The 3,322-nt window shown below is 61.0% G+C and carries 3 protein-coding genes; 1 reads left to right on the top strand and 2 read right to left on the bottom strand.

Annotated features, from left to right (window positions below; all coding sequences use genetic code 11):
- The first annotated feature begins 71 nt into the window (after positions 1-71).
- Positions 72-437 (top strand): hypothetical protein, encoded by a 366-nt coding sequence (locus LNV09_RS24545; protein WP_263559689.1) that lies wholly within the window; start codon positions 72-74, stop codon positions 435-437.
- A gap of 462 nt (positions 438-899) precedes the next feature.
- On the opposite strand, the gene LNV09_RS24540 is transcribed toward LNV09_RS24545, so the two are convergent.
- Positions 900-2,900, bottom strand: a complete 2,001-nt coding sequence (locus LNV09_RS24540; protein WP_263559688.1) for a hypothetical protein — start codon at positions 2,898-2,900, stop codon at positions 900-902.
- Positions 2,901-3,009: 109 nt separating this feature from the next.
- Positions 3,010-3,258 (bottom strand): SDR family oxidoreductase, encoded by a 249-nt coding sequence (locus tag LNV09_RS24535; RefSeq protein WP_505191003.1) that lies wholly within the window; start codon positions 3,256-3,258, stop codon positions 3,010-3,012.
- Between the last annotated feature and the right edge of the window lie 64 nt (positions 3,259-3,322).

The following is a 3,322-nucleotide window of genomic DNA, read 5'->3' as shown; positions in this document are numbered from 1 at the left end:
CAGCTCCGCGCGGCCAGCTGGCTGCGGCCCCTCAGCTCGGACGTTAGGCCGCAAGAAAAAGGAATCAGCCAATGTCAATGCTTCCCCAGACACGCGCGCTTCTGCAGTTCCTTAACAAGAATCCCAGTGTGCGCGCTCAAATCTCCGCCGTTCCTGATGCAACCCTCTTGTATGCAGGGCGTCTGCTCCAGCCCGCATGGTTGGAGATCGAGGAATGGAAGAAGACTTTGCCTCAACTGGCAACCAAAAAGACGCTTCCAGATGTCTTGGCCGGAATCCAACTCTCAGGCCAGCCTTTTCCGAACATGCTCCATTGGGCAAAATCGCTCGACGACTTGATTCCTTGGAAGTACAACGGATTCATCGGTTGGAGAGCCCTTTCAGGTATCAGCAGCGCGACGAACTCTCTTGGCGTATCGGCATCCCGCAAACCGTAATAAAGCTGCAGCCTTGGTGAATCCGCCAACATGAGGTCTGCTTCAAGTAGCTCACAGGAAGCGAGGTAAGCCTTCTGAACGCTTTCAGTTTGCGCCCAACCCGGTGGTCAAGGTATTCAATCGGGGTTGATAAGGCCGCTTGGCGGCGCCACAGTTGCAGCATTGACAGGCCTGCGAGCAATATGACAGCCATTGAGGGCTCCGACACGATGGCCGCCTGCCGGTAGTCGAGGCCTTATTCGGACGTCACTGTTAACTCCGCCGGTTGTACCGCGCTGTCGTTCACGCTGACGATGCCCCGCCAATAGAACGTGTCGCCGAACGTGTTCACCGGGGTCAGAAAAGGTGGGGTGCCGCTGTAAATGACAACCCGACGCGCAGCATGTGGCTAGCAGCAAGTCTCAACTTGGCCAGCAACAATGAAGCACCTCAACAGCTATCGCCGAAGTGATGCCACGGCCCTCAAAAGTAGCGGCGCCAATCGAAAATCAGCCGCACGCCGAGCGAATAAATTGTCTCCAACTTTACGCCCGGCGCGCCCAGCGGCCAGCTCACCGTAGTCCGCTGAGGCACTTCGGCGCCGGCATAGAACTGCACCAACATAGCCGAGCTTTGGCGGGTATCGAAGGCACGATATGGCCGGTACTCCAGGATGGGCAGCTCGAAATTGATGGACTTGAAGTTCACCACGCGTGGTTCAAGGCCCCGGCCGGCACTCGGCACGATGGTCGAATTCTGAAAGCCATAGCCATAGAAAGTGGCGCCGAGTTCTCGCCCGAGCACCAACTGGAAGCGTCCGATCGCCGTCGACCACGCCGACTGCCATGGAATCAAGCCGCCATTGCCCGCCGTGACGGCCATATTGGTATAGCTCGTCGGCGCGAGCAAATAGAGCGGTGCCATCAACAGCAAATCACCCGGCACCAAGTAAAAAGGCATCCGAAAACGCGTTGAGACAGCAAAGCGTGAGCCTATGGCCGCAGCTCCGCCAACCGCGTCGAGGGCGGCCGATAAGGCTTGCCGCGTATGGGTCGAACGGCTGTCACCATGCAGACCGATCGAGCCGAACACCAAACCGTCCCCCGACTCACCGACCACGCCGTCCAAGCCAAAGCCCGCCCGCAGCGACAAATCGGCCCCGCCGATAAAACCGTTCGAAGTGACCGAAGGGTCATGGCCGCCTTCGACCCGACGTAGATCGGTCGCCCCAACGAAACCGAAGAAGGGGCCAACTTCGGCACGAAAGCGCGGCATCGCGCCCAGCCCCTCACCGAGGCCCGGGATTGGCGTGGGGCCGAACACATCCGCGAACATTGCCAGCGCCTCGGGCGGCGCCCGCAAGCCCTGGGCTCGCTGCACGAAAACATCGCTCTTGCAAACATCGAAATCATCCGCTTCGGCCTTGGCCAGCGCTATATGTGGCAGCGGCACGAAGTTAGCGTTAGCCTTGCCCCGACTCGCTTGGTCAATCACTTGCTCCAGGCTGATGCGTACCGCCTTGGCCGCGCGCTCGGCGTCGGCCGGCCGCATATGGGCGTCGCCCATCAAAACCATCGACTCGCTACCGCCCTGCCAAGTGAAGACCTCCAGACCAGTCTCGTTGTAATAGTCATGCGTGCCCTTGCGCTGCGACACATCGCCCCAGGCGCCGGCGATATGGCCGGCCGCGAAAGCATCCTGCAAAAAGTGCACCGCAAACGCTTCATCGGCCAAGATCGCGATGGCCAGTTCTTCACGCTGCGCCGGCAATAGTTTCTCTTGGGCCAAGCGCGTCGCCTTTTGCAGGGCACTCATATGAAACCAGAGATAGACGCCGAGGGCATTGCTTTGTGCGCCGGGCTTGAGTGCTAGTTCGCCATACTCTTTTGGCCCCATATCGGTTTGGGGCCTAGGCAACAAAAAGTGCGCATTGTTCGAGCCGGCGCGAGTCGCGTATTCGACATCCGCTCTTTGCAGTCGGGTGTCCGAGGTCCGCAGCGCGTTGATGCGCTCGGCGCGCAAAGCCTCATGCTCGACCTGGCGTTTGATATCGCCGACCAGATTTTTGGCATGCAAGCCCTGCTCGGGTCTTGCCTGCACCGCCACGCGCCCGAGGTCCACCTTCAGCTGCGCGGCCACATCGGCGACCTGCAAGATCCAGTCGGTCTTGAGCGCATTGGCGAGCATATCTTTGCTTGAACATGAGTGGTCACCGGCGATGGCCGGCAAGGCCGCCCAATCTAGGCAGGCCGGCGCCAGGCCCTGCGAGGTATCGGCGGGCTGCATGCACAGGCGGGCTTCGTGGCCCACACGCGCCTCCAGCCACAAACTCTCGAATTGCGACTTGCGCTCAGGGTCGAGCTTGTGAAGGGCCAGTAGGCCGATATCGCGGTGCTCTGGATAGACCCAGGCCTGCGCCGCGCCATGCAGACCCAGGCTGCTCAATGCCAAGACGGCCATTTTCAATCGGGGCAATTTCGGCATCGAAAACTCCATCAAGAATATTTGCCAGGGGGTTAGGCAGCCCCCTAGGAGACGTTTGGAGATGATGGAGGCTGCCAGGCAGGCGCCGACCCAGGCCGGCGCCGCTCACTCAATAGGCGNGCATCACCGCGACCTGCTCACCGACGGTGGCCGGCCGGCGCTTGGAGTCCGCATAGGCCAGAACGCTTTGCGTCTTGATGCTGCCCATGCCGGGGCGGCTCGCCGCCTTGCTCGCGGCCATCACCAGCTCGGTTGCGCGCGCCACCATCGGCGTATCGGTCGCGGCCATATTGACCGAATTGACGCGAATGCCGTAGGGCGCATAGTCGATCGCGGCATTGCGCGTCAGGCCGGTCACCGCATGTTTGCTGGCCACATAGGCGGGGTTGCCGGCCAGGCCGGTCAGCCCGGCGATCGAGCCC

It is taken from the genome of Paucibacter sp. B2R-40, assembly GCF_025717555.1.
GTDB lineage: Bacteria > Pseudomonadota > Gammaproteobacteria > Burkholderiales > Burkholderiaceae_C > Paucibacter_A.
Note: the sequence above shows the minus strand (reverse complement) of the source record. Positions and strands in the feature narration are given on the sequence as shown.